The organism is Arenibaculum sp. (assembly GCF_035998295.1).
In the GTDB taxonomy this organism is placed as follows: Bacteria; Pseudomonadota; Alphaproteobacteria; order Azospirillales; family Azospirillaceae; genus DASYHS01.
Map to the genome: position 1 here is coordinate 1 of NZ_DASYHS010000189.1, position 12,888 is coordinate 12,888.

Annotated in this window: 13 protein-coding genes; 9 read left to right on the top strand and 4 right to left on the bottom strand. The window is 70.6% G+C overall.

What is annotated here, in order from left to right:
* Positions 1-169: 169 nt before the first annotated feature.
* The 4 genes from VGO20_RS18595 to VGO20_RS18610 all read left to right on the top strand — a co-directional run bounded on the left by VGO20_RS18595 (position 170) and on the right by VGO20_RS18610 (position 3,908).
* Positions 170-769, top strand: a complete 600-nt coding sequence (locus VGO20_RS18595; protein WP_327503871.1) for a shikimate kinase — start codon at positions 170-172, stop codon at positions 767-769.
* Positions 766-1,881 carry a 3-dehydroquinate synthase gene (gene aroB / locus VGO20_RS18600; RefSeq protein WP_327503872.1) on the top strand — a complete coding sequence of 372 codons (1,116 nt, stop codon included), beginning with the start codon at positions 766-768 and terminating at the stop codon, positions 1,879-1,881. Before VGO20_RS18595 ends, aroB begins: the two co-directional genes overlap by 4 nt.
* Positions 1,882-1,906: 25 nt before the next feature.
* On the top strand, positions 1,907-3,217 hold the full coding sequence (locus tag VGO20_RS18605) for an HlyC/CorC family transporter (protein WP_327503873.1): 1,311 nt from the start codon (positions 1,907-1,909) through the stop codon (positions 3,215-3,217).
* Positions 3,218-3,326: 109 nt separating this feature from the next.
* Positions 3,327-3,908 carry a DUF2889 domain-containing protein gene (locus VGO20_RS18610; RefSeq protein ID WP_327503874.1) on the top strand — a complete coding sequence of 194 codons (582 nt, stop codon included), beginning with the start codon at positions 3,327-3,329 and terminating at the stop codon, positions 3,906-3,908.
* A gap of 68 nt (positions 3,909-3,976) precedes the next feature.
* On the opposite strand, the gene VGO20_RS18615 is transcribed toward VGO20_RS18610, so the two are convergent.
* Together VGO20_RS18615 and VGO20_RS18620 are read right to left on the bottom strand one after the other, a co-directional pair.
* The gene (locus VGO20_RS18615) at positions 3,977-4,408 is read right to left on the bottom strand and encodes a ribbon-helix-helix domain-containing protein (RefSeq protein WP_327503875.1); all 432 of its coding nucleotides are present in this window, start codon (positions 4,406-4,408) and stop codon (positions 3,977-3,979) included.
* Between the two features lie 256 nt (positions 4,409-4,664).
* Positions 4,665-4,937 (bottom strand): BolA family protein, encoded by a 273-nt coding sequence (locus tag VGO20_RS18620; protein ID WP_327503876.1) that lies wholly within the window; start codon positions 4,935-4,937, stop codon positions 4,665-4,667.
* Between the two features lie 273 nt (positions 4,938-5,210).
* Between VGO20_RS18620 and VGO20_RS18625 the strand changes: the two genes are divergently transcribed.
* The 4 genes from VGO20_RS18625 to VGO20_RS18640 all read left to right on the top strand — a co-directional run bounded on the left by VGO20_RS18625 (position 5,211) and on the right by VGO20_RS18640 (position 9,307).
* Positions 5,211-5,714: a J domain-containing protein gene (locus VGO20_RS18625; RefSeq protein WP_327503877.1), complete on the top strand. Its 504-nt coding sequence runs from the start codon at positions 5,211-5,213 to the stop codon at positions 5,712-5,714.
* A gap of 59 nt (positions 5,715-5,773) precedes the next feature.
* The gene (gene cobS / locus VGO20_RS18630) at positions 5,774-6,748 is read left to right on the top strand and encodes a cobaltochelatase subunit CobS (RefSeq protein WP_414639850.1); all 975 of its coding nucleotides are present in this window, start codon (positions 5,774-5,776) and stop codon (positions 6,746-6,748) included.
* A gap of 26 nt (positions 6,749-6,774) precedes the next feature.
* Positions 6,775-8,643 (top strand): cobaltochelatase subunit CobT, encoded by a 1,869-nt coding sequence (gene cobT, locus VGO20_RS18635; RefSeq protein ID WP_327503879.1) that lies wholly within the window; start codon positions 6,775-6,777, stop codon positions 8,641-8,643.
* 100 nt (positions 8,644-8,743) lie between these two features.
* Entirely contained in the window at positions 8,744-9,307 is a 564-nt protein-coding gene (locus VGO20_RS18640) for a superoxide dismutase family protein (RefSeq protein ID WP_327503880.1), read from the top strand.
* Between the two features lie 54 nt (positions 9,308-9,361).
* Here the strand turns inward: VGO20_RS18640 and VGO20_RS18645 are convergent, their stop codons facing one another.
* Positions 9,362-9,886 carry a hypothetical protein gene (locus VGO20_RS18645; RefSeq protein ID WP_327503881.1) on the bottom strand — a complete coding sequence of 175 codons (525 nt, stop codon included), beginning with the start codon at positions 9,884-9,886 and terminating at the stop codon, positions 9,362-9,364.
* Positions 9,887-10,190: 304 nt separating this feature from the next.
* Here VGO20_RS18645 and VGO20_RS18650 point away from each other — a divergent pair, with 304 nt between their 5' ends.
* Positions 10,191-11,219 (top strand): Fe(3+) ABC transporter substrate-binding protein, encoded by a 1,029-nt coding sequence (locus VGO20_RS18650; RefSeq protein ID WP_327503882.1) that lies wholly within the window; start codon positions 10,191-10,193, stop codon positions 11,217-11,219.
* A 49-nt stretch (positions 11,220-11,268) separates the two neighbouring features.
* Here VGO20_RS18650 and VGO20_RS18655 read toward each other — a convergent pair.
* On the bottom strand, positions 11,269-12,888 hold a 1,620-nt coding region (locus VGO20_RS18655; protein ID WP_327503883.1), incomplete at its 5' end, for an ABC transporter permease.

Sequence of the window (12,888 nt, forward strand, 5' to 3'; positions counted from 1 at the left end):
GGAGGCGGTGCCTCCGAGGGTGCGGGTGCGGGAACGGGCCACGGCGACAACGTACTCTTGGGGACAGGGTGAGTCGTGTGTGTTAATTAGCACCATGGCCATTTTTGGGCAGCAACCACAAGCCCCATGGCGGCCCGATGCGAGAACGATACCGGAAACGACACCGGACATGACGGATTCCCGATACCAGCTCCGCCCGGCCTCCCGGTCCGGACCGCCGGCCGTCGCGCCGCCGCGGACGGTGGTGCTGATCGGCCTGATGGGGGCGGGCAAGACCAGCATCGGACGCCGGCTGGCGACGCGCCTCGGCCTGCCGTTCCGCGACGCCGACCACGAGATCGAGGCGGCGGCCGGCTGCACGATCCCGGAGTTCTTCGCGCGCTACGGCGAGGCCGAGTTCAGGGCCGGCGAGCGCCGCGTCATCGCCCGCCTGCTGACGGAGGAGCCGGTGCATGTCCTGGCGACCGGCGGCGGCGCCTACATGGACCCGCAGACCCGAGAGCTGATCCGGGACCACGGCATCTCGATCTGGCTGAAGGCGGAGCTGGACGTCCTGGTCGCGCGCACCGGCCGGCGCAACAACCGGCCGCTGCTGAGGCAGGGCAACCCGAAGGACATCCTGGCCCGGCTGATCGAGACGCGCTATCCCGTCTATGCCGGCGCGGACGTCACGGTCGCCACCGACGACGCGCCGCTGGCCGAATCGACGGGGCGCGTGCTGGCGGCGCTGAAGGCCTATCTGGCGCGCCAACCGGAAGGGACGCGATGACTGACACCGTCCGGGTCGAGCTCGGCCCGCGCAGCTACGACATCCTGATCGGACCCGGCCTGATCGCGCGGGCCGGCGGCATCCTGGCCGGCGCCCTGCCCGGCCGCCGGATCGTGCCCGTGACCGACGAGGCGGTCGCCCGGTTCCACCTCGAGCCCCTGCTCCGGGGGCTGCGCGACGCGGGCGTGACCCCGCAGGGCGAGCCGGTCGTCCTGCCGGCCGGCGAGCGGACGAAGAGCTTCGCGCAGTTCGAGAACCTGCTGGAGGAGCTGCTGGGCCGCGGCATCGACCGCTCGACGCTGCTGCTGGCGCTGGGCGGCGGCGTGGTCGGGGACCTGGCGGGGTTCGCGGCCGCCACGGCGCTGCGCGGCATCGACTTCGTCCAGGTGCCTACGACGCTGCTGTCCCAGGTCGACAGCTCGGTCGGCGGCAAGACCGGCATCAACAGCCGCCACGGCAAGAACCTCGTCGGCGCCTTCCACCAGCCGCGGCTTGTGCTGGCGGACACCGCCGCCCTCGACACCCTGCCCCCGCGCGAGCTGCTCGCGGGCTACGCCGAGGTCGTGAAGTACGGCCTGATCGACGATCCCGCCTTCTTCGGCTGGCTGGAGGACAACGGGCGGCACCTGATCGACGGGGACGCCGCGGCCCGGACGGCGGCGATCCGCGCGAGCTGCGCGGCCAAGGCCCGGATCGTCGGCGCGGACGAGCGCGAATCGGCGGAGCGCGCGCTGCTGAACCTCGGCCACACCTTCGGCCATGCCCTGGAGGCGGCGGCCGGCTACGACGGCACGCTGCTGCACGGCGAGGCGGTGGCGATCGGCATGGTGCTGGCGTTCCGCCTGTCGGCGCGCCTCGGGCTGTGCGCCGCCGAGGACGAGGCCCGCGTCGCGCGCCACCTCCGCTCGGTCGGGCTGCCCCACCGGCTCGCCGACGTGCCGGAGGCGATGCGCGTCCCGGAGGAGCTGCTGGCCCATATGGGCAAGGACAAGAAGACGCGGCAGGGCAGCCTCACCTTCGTGCTGGCCCGCGGCATCGGCCGCAGCTTCGTCGCCAAGGACGTCGATCCCGAGGCGGTGCTCCGGATGCTTCGCGACGGCGACCCGGCTTGAGCGCGGGCCGGAAGGGACGACGGGCATGGACGTGACACTCTGGATCACCGGCGCGGCAATCCTCGTGCTGCTGGTCCTCTCGGCCTTCTTCTCCGGCTCGGAGACGGCGCTGACCGCGGCGTCGCGGGCCAGGATGCACGCGCTGGAGAGCGAGGGGAACCGCCGCGCCACGATCGTGAACCGCCTGCGCGAGCGCAAGGAGAGGCTGATCGGGGCGATCCTGCTCGGCAACAACCTCGTCAACATCCTGGCCTCGGCGCTCGCGACCAGCGCGCTGATCCGGCTGGTCGGCGACGCCGGCATCGCCTACGCGACGATCGTGATGACGCTGCTGGTCCTGATCTTCTCGGAGGTCCTGCCGAAGACCTACGCGCTGCACCACGCCGACAAGGCGGCGCTGGGCGTGGCGCCGGCGGTCCGCCTGCTGGTCGCGCTGCTGGCGCCGGCGACCGGCTTCATCACCTGGATCGTCGGCGCGGTGCTGCGCCTGTTCGGGACCGACATGCGCGAGGTCGCCTTCGCCTCGACCATCGACGAGCTGCGCGGCGCGATCGAGCTGCACCGGGGCGTGCCCGAGCAGGAGGAGGAGGAGGTCCGCCACGAGCGCGCGATGCTGCGCTCGATCCTGGACCTCGCCGACGTCGAGGTCATGGAGATCATGACCCACCGCCGCAACCTCGTGATGATCGACGCCGGCCAGCCCGCCTCGCGCATCGTCCAGGAGATCCTGGACAGCCCGTTCACCCGCATCCCACTGTGGCAGGGGGAGGCCGACAACATCGTCGGCGTGCTGCACGCCAAGGCGCTGCTGCGGGCCGTGCGCGGCCACCAGGGCGACCTCGACACCCTGGACATCCTGTCGATCGCGGCCCAGCCCTGGTTCATCCCCGACACCACGACCCTGTTCGACCAGCTCCAGGCGTTCCGGCAGCGGCGCGAGCACTTCGCCCTCGTCGTCGACGAGTACGGCTCGCTGATGGGGGTCGTGACCCTGGAGGACATCCTGGAGGAGATTGTCGGCGACATCACCGACGAGATCGACGTCGCGGTCGCCGGCGTCCGGCCGCAGCCGAACGGCAGCTACGTCGTCGACGGCTGGGTGACGCTGCGCGACCTCAACCGCGAATACGAATGGCGCCTGCCCGACGACCGGGCCTCCACGATCGCCGGCCTCGTCCTGTACGAGGCCAGGCGGATACCGGAGGTCGGCCAGACCTTCAGCTTTTACGGCTTCCGGTTCGAGATCCTGCGCCGCCAGCGCCACCAGATCACGGCGCTGCGCGTGACGCCCCCGCCGGAGCTGCGCCGCCCCCTGCCACCGCGCCGCGCCGAGTAGGCCCGGCGGCGCAGCCCTGCCCTGCAACCGCGTCCGGCGCCCGGCCTTGACCCGCCGGGAACCCCTGCCGATACTCCGCGCTGCCCCGACACGTCACTTTCCGGTCCCCATGCCGCTTTCCGAGCCGGCGGCGCGCGAGCCGCTCCACACCCGAACCGTGACCTGCAACGGCTACCGCCGTTCCGACGGCCTCTGGGACATCGAGGGGCACATCACGGACGTCAAGACCTACGCCTTCGACAACGACTGGCGCGGCACCGTCCAGCCCGGCGACCCCGTCCACGACATGTGGATCCGCCTGACGCTGACGGACGACTTCCTGGTCACGGCCGTCGAGGCGGTGACGGACAAGAGCCCGTTCGAGGTGTGCGGCGGCATCACCGGCAACTTCCAGCGCCTGGTCGGCCTCAAGGTCGCGCCGGGCTGGACGCGCAAGGTGCGCGAGCTGCTGGGCGGCGCCGAGGGATGCACGCACCTGGTCGAGCTGCTCGGCCCGGTCGCCACCACGGCGTTCCAGACGATCTATCCGGCACGGGCGCGCGAGCGGAACCGGCGCCAGGAGGCCGGCCCGCCCAGCAACGAGCGGCCACGGCTGCTGGACAGCTGCCATGCGTTCCGCAGCGACGGCGAGGCCGTGCGCAGGCTCTGGCCGGCCCACTACACCGGCCCGGCGCCCAGGCACGAGGGCTGAGGGGCGCGGCCGGAACGAGACCGGCCGGCGCCCTGCCCAACCAGCCGGGGCCGGTCGGCCCTGCCCGATCAGTCGAGGGCGATCGGCGGCATCAGCCGCTCGACGTGCTGGACGAGCTGGCGCGACCGCACGCGGCTGCGGCGCGGCAGCTCGGTGACGCGGTCGTCGCCGCCGCGGTTGAACGGCGTGCCCTGGAAGGGCCGGCCGGCACCGTGGTTGGCGCGCACATGCCCCTCTTCCGTGGCGGCCGCCTGGTAATAGGCCATCAGGAAGACCCGGATCGCCGCCGTGAGCGACGAGTTCGGGGCCTTGCGTTCGTTGATTTCCGTGCACAGGGCGTGAATGCTCACGCGCTCGCGGCGGCAGATGTCGTAGAGAGCGTTCCACATCTCCGGCTCCAGCCGCATGCTCGTGCGGTGGCCAGCCACCGTCACGTTGCGGCTGACCAGCGTGCTCTTACCGTCGATGGAACCCGGGCTGCTGAGCGAATCGTCTGACATGCGGCGATAACCTTCTGCGGAGCACACGCAATCCCTGGGCGATAAAGCTGTAATTTAGTTATCACGTCCGGGTTGCATGCGGTTGCGCTAAGGAGATCCTACGCAATTCGGGAGCAAATTCAACCACATTGGTATGCGCAAAACATGTCTCGACAGACGCAATGCAGACGTATGGGTTGCAGTTGTACTGCAATCCATGTCCGGGACCCTCGCTTTCATCGTATGATTGCTTGGCGGGCGCGAAACAGCGGCGGTTTCAGGCGTCTTCGCCGGGGGTCAGGGTGCGCAGGGCGAGGGCGTGGACGCGGTCCTTCAGCTCCTCCGCCAGCACGGCGTTGACCATGCGGTGGCGCTCCACCCGGCCGCGCCCGGCGAACCGGTCCGACACCACCGTGACCCGGAAATGGCTTTCCCCACGCGGGTCGTGGCCGGCATGGCCGGCGTGGCGGTGCGACTCGTCCTCGACCTCGAGCCGGGTCGGCGCGAGGGCCTCGGTCAGCTTGGCGCGGATGCGCGTCGCGATCTCCATGGCGCCTTTCTCCTGGCTGTCGGGGTGGCGGCCGGGCTGGCGGCCAAGTGGCGGTGGGGGCCCGAACGGGCCCGGAGGGTGCTGCCGGGGCCGGCACCGTGTCAAGATGCCCTGACGTAACCGCTGGGATGCCCGATTCGCGGGCGGAATCCCCGACGGGGGGTGCTTGCCAGAAGCGGATGGGCCGACCATAATTTTGCGATGCATAAGAACCGCGTCCGTACGTCCTCCCGGTACCAGCCAGAACCGCCGCCGGCGCCTCGCGCCTGCGACGTGCCGAGCTGCGACTGTGCGGGCGAGTACCGGGCGCCCAAGGCGCGCGACCGCCTCAACGACTACTTCTGGTTCTGCCTCGACCACGTCCGCGAGTACAACAAGGCGTGGGACTTCTACGCCGGCATGTCGGAAGGGGAGATCGAGCGGCACCTGCGCTACGACACGTCGTGGCAACGCCCGACCTGGCCCATGGGCAACTGGCGCGTGCGCGAGAACGCGCTCCGCGACGAGGCCCTGCGCGGCTACCGCTTCGGCGACGCCGGGCAGCGGGCGCGCGCCGAGGAGGAGGCCGCCCGCCGGCCACCCCGGACGGAGGAGGACGCCGCACTCGAGACGCTCGACCTCCAGGCGCCGGTGGACTTCGTGCGGATAAAGGCCAGATACAGGGAGCTGGTCAAACTCCACCATCCCGACGCGAACGGCGGCGACAAGCAGGCCGAGGAGCGGTTGAAGCTGATCAACCAGGCCTACAACGCGCTCAAGGCCGCCTACGGCCCCTGAACCACAGCAGACAACGAGAACAACGGAACGCCATGGTCTCCGAACAGCCCCTTCCCAGCATGCCCGCGAACGCCCGGCCCGACATCAAGGTGTCGGTCCGCCAGATGTTCGGCATCGATACCGACATGCAGGCGCCGGCCTTCAGCCAGCCTTCGGAGCATGTGCCCGCAATCGACGAGACCTATCGTTTCGACCACGAGACGACGCTCGCGATCCTTGCCGGTTTCGCCCATAACCGCCGCGTGATGGTCCAGGGCTTCCACGGCACCGGCAAGTCGACCCATATCGAGCAGGTGGCGGCGCGGCTGAACTGGCCCTGCATCCGCATCAACCTCGACAGCCACATCAGCCGCATCGACCTGATCGGCAAGGACGCGATCGTCCTGCGCGACGGCATGCAGGTGACGGAGTACCGCGAAGGCCTGCTGCCTTGGGCGCTGCAGAACCCCTGCGCGCTGGTGTTCGACGAGTACGACGCCGGCCGGCCGGACGTGATGTTCGTGATCCAGCGCGTGCTGGAGGTCGAGGGGAAGCTGACGCTGCTCGACCAGAACAAGGTGATCCGGCCGCACCCCGCGTTCCGCCTGTTCGCGACCGCCAATACGGTCGGGCTCGGCGATACGACCGGCCTCTATCACGGCACGCAGCAGATCAACCAGGGCCAGATGGACCGCTGGAACGTCGTCGCGACGCTGAACTACCTGCCGCACGACGAGGAGGCCCGGATCGTGCTGGCCAAGGTGCCGGCCTACGACGACGAGAAGGGCCGCAAGGTCGTGTCGGCGATGGTCCAGCTCGCCGACCTGACGCGGGCCGGGTTCATGAACGGCGACATCTCGACCGTGATGTCGCCGCGCACCGTCATCACCTGGGCGGAGAACGCGCTGATCTTCGGCGGCGACATCCCCTTCGCGTTCCGGACCACCTTCCTCAACAAGTGCGACGAGGTGGAGCGCAGCACGGTCGCCGAGTACTACCAGCGCTGCTTCGGCACGGAGCTGCCCGAATCGGGCGTTCGCGCCCATGTCGCCTGACACCCCCGGCGCCTGACGAGGAACGGATGGCCGACGACGAGAGCCCGGTCGAGACCTTCAAGCGCGCGACCGCCGCCGCCATCCGCGCGATGGCGGAGCGCGAGGACGTGCAGGTCACCTTCAGCGGCGACCCGCCGGGGCTGCTGGGCAGCCGGGCGCGCGTGCCGGTGCCGGCCCGCGACCTCAACCCCCGCGACGTCGCGACCGTGCGCGGGGCCGCCGACGCGGTCGCGCTGCGGCTGCGCCACCACGACGACACGGTCCACAGCCGGCTGCTGCCGCTCGGCGACGGGGCGAAGGCGGCGTTCGAGGCGCTGGAGCAGGCGCGCTGCGAGGCGATCGGCGCCCGGGCGATGCCGGGTGTTGCGGCCAATCTCGGCGCGGCGCTGGACGAGCGCTACCGGCGCCAGGGCTTCGAGCGCATCACCCAGCGCGACGACGCCCCCCTGCCCGAGATCGTCCGCCTGCTGGCGCGCGAGGCGATGACCGGAGAGCCGCCGCCGCCCTCGGCCCAACACGCCGTCGACCTGTGGCGTCCCTGGATCGAGGAGCGGGTCGGGCGCGACTTCCAGTCCCTCGGCACGATGGCGCAGGACCAGCAGGCCTACGCGCGCGAGGTGCGCAAGCTGCTGACCCGGCTCGACATGGAGGTCGGCAGCGAGCCGGAGCCCAGCGAGCCGGAGGACGAGGACCGCGACGCCTCCGACGACACCGACGAGAACGACGGCCAGGCCCGCGGCGGCCAGGAGGAGAGCGGCGAGACCACCTCCATGTCGGCCGACGACACCGGCGAGGGCGACGCCGAAGCGATGATGGAGGCCGGCGCCGAGGAGGCGTCCGGCGACACCGAGGACGGCGAAGGCTCCGAGGAGCCGGGAGCACCCGCGCGCCCCTGGCGGCCGGACGGGCGCAACGACCAGGACCAGGCCACCTACAAGACGTTCACCACCGACTTGGACGAGATCGTCGCCGCGGAGGAGCTGTGCGACGCGGACGAGCTGTCGCGCCTGCGCAGCCTGCTCGACCAGCAGCTCCAGCATCTCCAGGGCGTGATCTCGCGGCTGGCCAACCGCATGCAGCGCCGCCTGCTGGCCAAGCAGACGCGCGCCTGGGCCTTCGACCTCGACGAGGGCATGCTGGACAGCGCGCGCCTCGCCCGCGTCGTCGCCAACCCCGTGCTCCCCCTCTCGTTCAAGCAGGAGAAGGAGACGGATTTCCGCGACACCGTCGTCAGCCTGCTGATCGACAATTCCGGCTCGATGCGCGGCCGGCCGATCACGATCGCGGCGATGAGCGCCGACATCCTCGCCCGGACGCTGGAGCGCTGCGCGGTCAAGGTCGAGATCCTCGGCTTCACGACCCGGACCTGGAAGGGCGGCCAGTCGCGCGAGCGGTGGATCGCGGCCGGCAAGCCGCCCAATCCCGGGCGCCTCAACGACCTGCGCCACATCGTCTACAAATCCGCCGACGCGCCGTGGCGCCGGGCGCGCAAGAACCTCGGCCTGATGCTGCGCGAGGGCATCCTCAAGGAGAACATCGACGGCGAGGCGCTGATGTGGGCGCACAACCGCCTGCTGGCCCGGCCGGAGCAGCGCCGCATCCTGATGGTGATCTCCGACGGCGCGCCGGTCGACGATTCGACCCTGTCGGTCAATGCCGGCAACTACCTGGAGCGGCACCTGCGCCAGGTCATCGAGTGGATCGAGACCCGCTCCCCGGTCGAGCTGATCGCGGTCGGCATCGGCCACGACGTGACGCGCTACTACCGCCGCGCCGTCACCCTGGTCGATGCCGAGCAGCTCGGCGGCACGATGATGGAGAAGCTGGCCGAGCTGTTCGACGAGGACCGGGGACAGGCGGGACCGCGCCGCCCGGGACGGCGGCGCGCCGGCTGAGCAAGCGCTGTCGGGGGCGCCGTCGGGGGCGCCGTCGGGGAACCGGCGGCACGCGGGACGGGTTGGCAGGCATGTCGACCCGCAACCCACGGAGACGCCCATGAGATCCGACCGCGCGCCGCTGACGGCAGCCCTCCTGCTCCTGATCGCCTTCCCGGCGTCGGCGCAGGACAGGCCGCCGCTCCCCGAGGGGCCGCAGCAGCAGACCCTCGCCCGCGCGGTGATGCAGGGGCCCGACGGCCGGCCCATGGGCACGATCGCCTTCGCCGAGACGCCGAACGGCGCCCTGGTCCATGTGCGCATGGAGAACGTCCCGGGCGACGGCCACGGCCTCCACGTCCACGAGAACGGAAGCTGCGACGGCCCGGGCTTCATCGGCGCCGGGGAGATCTTCGACCCGCTGGGCCGCGCCCACGGCTTCCTGGCGTCGACCGGGCCGAAGATGGGCGACCTGCCGAACGTCTTCGCGGGAGCCGACGGCCGCGTCGAGGCGGACATCTTCACCGATCGCATCCGCCTGGACGGCGGCGCGTCCGGCATCTTCGCCCCCGGCGGGACGTCGATCATCCTGCACGAGAGCCCGGACGACTACCTGACCCAGCCCTTCGGCAGGGCGGGGCTGCCGATCGCCTGCGGCGTCATCGTCCCGACGACGCAGCCCTGACGCTCGGCGCGATGTTCAGCGCGCGGTCGGCGTTACGCGATGTGCATCGCGCGGTCAGCGCTGCGCGATGTGCATCGCGCGCTGCATCTCTTCGAAGTTGCGGGTGAAGCCGCTCAGCGTGAAGTCGACGTCGCGGCGGCCGGCCCGCAGGAAGTTGGAGCGCACCAGCAGCGCGGAGCCGTTCCTGAACTGCTCGACCACCTGCGCGCCGGTCACGTCGGCGAAGACGCACATGTTGATCGAGGCCATGCGGGTGTCGATCTTGTCCTGGCGGTCGACGCGGATCGAGCAGCTGTCGATCAGCCCTTCGCTGGTGCTGAGGAAGATCGCGAAGCTGCCGCCGGTCGGGATGACGCTGAGCGACACGTACTCGACCTCCCGCCCGTTCTCGTACAGGCGGTAGATGTAGAGCCGGCAGGATGCCATGTCGGTCATCCGGTCGATCTCGCAGTAATTGTTCCAGACCCCTTCAGGCCCGAAATCGGACGTGTCGATCCCGAACTGATTGGCGTGGGCCGTCTGGGCCGACACCCCGATCAGCGTTCCCACGAAGACCGTGAGGATCTTGATCCACCGCATCCTAGACGTCCCCCAGTTCATCCCGAAGAAGCAATACCCCAGGCCGTCGCCGCGTACCACTTTTTTGTCGCGACGCCCTAGGCCTTCGCCGCGGCGCAATTGCGCCACTTTCGCGCCAGAATGTGCGCAGAAAAGTTTCCGCTTCATTTACGCGCGGACGATGTCACGGCCCTCTAACGCGGGCGCCGGGAGGCAGGCTGCGACTGGGTCGCAATCTCACTTGACAGGGCCGCCCGGGCCTGCGATGGATGCGGGAATTTGAGAATGCATCGCATTTTCTCATTTCGCAGACCGGAGGAAATCCATGTCGTTCCACCAGCGCGGCCTGCTGGCCGCCATCGCGGGCATCGGGCTGTTCGGCGGCCTGGCGGCCGCGACGGCCGCCGAGGTCAACGTCTATTCGGCCCGCCACTACGACACCGACCTGACTCTCTACGACAACTTCACGAAGCAGACCGGCATCAAGGTCAACCTGATCGAGGGCAAGGACGACGAGCTGGTGGAGCGCATGCGCAACGAAGGCGCGAACAGCCCCGCCGACGTCCTGATCACCGTCGATGCCGGCCGGCTGTGGCGAGCGCAGGAGGCCGGCGTCCTCCAGCCGGTGCGCTCCGAGACGCTCGAGGCGGCGGTGCCGGCGCATCTGCGCGAGCCCGAGGGCCACTGGTTCGGCCTCGCCAAGCGCGCCCGCGTGCTGGTCTACGCCAAGGACCGGGTCCAGCCGTCCGAGCTGTCGAGCTACGAGGACCTCGCCGACCCGAAATGGAAGGGCCGCGTCCTCGTCCGCTCGTCGAGCAACGTCTACAACCAGTCCCTGGTCGGCGCCCTGCTCGCCGCCCACGGGCCCGAGAAGACCCAGGAATGGGCCGAAGGCGTCGTCGCCAACATGGCGCGCGAGCCCCAGGGCGGCGACACCGACCAGATCAAGGCCGTGGCCGCCGGCGAGGGCGACGTCGCTATCAGCAACAACTACTACCTCGCCCGCCTGATCAACTCCGACAAGGCGGAGGACCGCGAGGTCGCGTCCAAGGTCGGCGTCTTCTTCCCGAACCAGGACGACCGCGGCACCCACGTGAACGTCAGCGGCGCCGGCGTCGCCAAGAACGCGCCGAACCGCGAGAACGCCGTCCGCTTCCTGGAATACCTCGTCAGCCCCGAGGCGCAGGAGCTGTTCGCCCAGGCCAGCTACGAGTTCCCGGTCGCCGACGGCGTCGACCTGCACGACACGCTGGCCTCCTGGGGCAAGTTCAAGGAGGACGAGCTGAACGCCGCGGAGTTCGGGCGCAACAACGCCGAGGCGCTGAAGATCATGGACCGCGCCGGCTGGCGCTGAGCGGTCCCAGGCAGGGGGCGCGTCCCGGAAGGGGCGCGCCCTTTCTCTTTCAGCCCTGCTCGCCGTGGCCGGGGCGCGAGCGCGTGATCGCGACGCTCAGCAGGATCACCGGCAGGATGCCGACGGCGACGATCGCGAGCGCCGGGGTCGACGCCTCGGCCAGCCGTTCGTCGGAGGCGAGCCGGTACACCCGGACGGCCAGGGTCTCGAAGTTGAAGGGCCGGATGATCATCGTCGCCGGCAGCTCCTTCATCACGTCGACGAACACGAGCAGGCCGGCGGTCAGCAGGCTGCCCAGCATCATCGGCGCGTGAACCCGCCGCAAGGTGCGCCCGGGCGTGTGGCCGAGCACGCGCGACGCCTGGTCCATGGTCGGCCGGATCTTGCCGAGCGACGCCTCCACCGTGTTGAAGGACACGGCCAGGAACCGCACCAGATAGGCGAACACCAGCGCCGCCACCGTGCCGCTCAGCAGCAGGCCCGTCGAGACGCCGAACTGGGCGCGCATGAAGGCGTCGAGCGCGTTGTCGGCGCGGGCGAAGGGGATCATGATCCCGACCGCGATCACCGAGCCCGGGATCGCGTATCCCATCGAGGCGATGCGGACCGCACCGCGCAGCAGCGGCGTCGGATGCAGCCGCAGCCCGTAGGCGAGCACCACCGCGAGCGCGACCGCCAGCCCCGCGGCGACCACCGAGAGCATCAGGCTGTTCGTCGCCAGGTCGAGGAACAGGCTGCCGAGCAGCGCATCGCCGCCGCCCGCCGACAGGGCCACCAGCACGCCCGCCGGCACCAGGAACCCGGCCGCGAGCGGCAGGGCGCAGGCCGCGAGCGCCAGGACCCCGCGCAGGCCGGAGAGGCGATGGGCCGGCAGCCGCCGGTAGCGGCCGGTCGTGTGGTGGTAGCGCGCGGCGCCGCGCGACGCCCGCTCCATCAGGAGCAGCGCCAGCACGAACAGCATCAGGACCGCGGCGAGCTGGGCCGCGGCCACCGGTTCGCCCATCGCGAACCAGGTCCGGTAGATGCCGGTCGTGAAGGTGTCGACCGCGAAGTACTGCACGGTGCCGAAATCGGCCAGCGTCTCCATCAGGACCAGGGCCAGGCCGGCGACGATCGCCGGCCGCGCCAGCGGCAGCGCCACCCGGAAGAAGCTGCTCCACGGCCCCCGCCCCAGCGTGCGGCTGACCTCCAGCACGCAGACCGACTGTTCGAGGAAGGCCGCGCGCGCGAGCAGGTAGACATAGGGATAGAGGACGAAGGTCATCATCACGATCGCCCCGCCCAGCGTGCGCACGTCGGGGAACCAGTAGTCGCCGCGGCTCCACCCGAACGCCTCGCGCAGGCCGGACTGCACCGGCCCCGCGAACTGCAGCAGGTCGGTATAGGTGTAGGCCATCACGTAGGCCGGGACCGCCATCGGCAGCAGCAGCGCCCATTCCATGACCCGACTGCCCGGGAACCGGCACATCGTGACCAGCCAGGCCGTGCCGGCGCCGAGCACGAAGGTGCCGGTGCCGACCCCGGCGACGAGGCCGGCGGTGTTGGCGAGATAGCGCGGCAGCACCGTCGCGGCGAGGTGGTCCCACACGCCCCCGGTATCGACGAGCATGCGGCTGGCCACCACCAGGACCGGCAGCGCCACCAGCGCCGCGACCGTCAGGGTGGCGAG